Source organism: Amycolatopsis sp. cmx-4-83 (assembly GCF_046548815.1).
In the GTDB taxonomy this organism is placed as follows: domain Bacteria; phylum Actinomycetota; class Actinomycetes; order Mycobacteriales; family Pseudonocardiaceae; genus Amycolatopsis; species Amycolatopsis pretoriensis_A.
The window spans coordinates 1-1,073 of the sequence record NZ_JAEBEF010000035.1 but is presented as its reverse complement, the minus strand read 5'-3'; the positions used below and the strand labels follow the sequence as shown (position 1 = coordinate 1,073).

1 protein-coding gene is annotated in these 1,073 nt (G+C 66.4%); it reads right to left on the bottom strand.

Features of this window, described 5'->3' with window-relative positions; translation table 11 throughout:
* Positions 1-19: 19 nt before the first annotated feature.
* The coding region (locus tag ACLJQM_RS48185) for an IS110 family transposase (protein ID WP_410636678.1) at positions 20-1,073 on the bottom strand (1,054 nt) is incomplete at its 5' end.

The window sequence follows — 1,073 nt, the reverse complement described above, 5'->3', positions numbered from 1 at the left end:
CTTGATGCCCCTATCGATGTCAAGCGATCGCTGGCAGACCAGTGTGCTGCGTGGCCTGGGCGATGAGGTTGAAGAGCTCTCGCGCGACATAGCGTTTCAGGCAGCGGATCGCTTCGCGCCTGGTCTTGCCTTCGCAGACGCGTCGGTCGATGTAGGCGCGGGTGCGCGGATCCCAGCGAAGTCGTGCGATGACGATCATGTAAAGGGCGGAGTTGGCTTGACGGTCGCCGCCTCGGTTGAGCCTGCGTCGTTGAGTCTTGCCGGAAGACATCTCGATAGGACTTGCTCCGCAGAGTGCCGCGAAAGACGCTTCATTGGTGAGCCGGTGTGGGTTGTCGCCGGCGGCCAGGAGCAGCGCTGCGGCGGTGTCGGGGCCGACGCCGTATCGCTGCAGCAGTTCGGGTGTGTGGGCGTTGATGGCATCGGTGATCCGCTGGTTGAGGTCATCGACCTCGCAGGTGAGCTCGATGATCCGGCGAGCCAGCAGTCGCAGGGTGTATGCGGCGGCCGCCGCTGGTGTGTCGGGCTGGTCCGGGGCGAGGCCGGCGCACCGACGGACGAGTTTGGGGTTGCTGATTCCGGTCATCGAGTCGCGCAGGGCCGGGTCGGCGCCGACGAGGATGGCCTTGAGCTGGTTGATCGCCTGCGCCCGTGACTTGATGGCCGAGGCTTTGGCCAGCTTGAACAGGCGGATCCGTTCCACGTGACCGTCGCCGGCCTTGGCGACGGCAGTAGCTCGGCCGGACAGGACCGCTCGGGCTGCTGCTTCGGCGTCGATGGCATCGGTCTTGCCACGGCGCCGCCGGTGGGCTTTGTCCGGCTGGTTGACCTCGATGACACCGATCCCGGCGCCCAGCAGATGACGAGTCAGCGCGGCGCCATAGGAATGGGTGCCCTCCACTCCGGCCTGCCGCACCCGGCCCAGCGCCGTGGCCCAGTCCAGCAGCTCGCGGTAGCCCTCGGCGGTGGTGGGGAAACTGCGACTACCGAGGAAGACGCCGTGAATGCTGATGACGGCGGCGACATGGATGTCCTTGTGTGTGTCGACGCCCAGGATCACATCAGGCGAACTG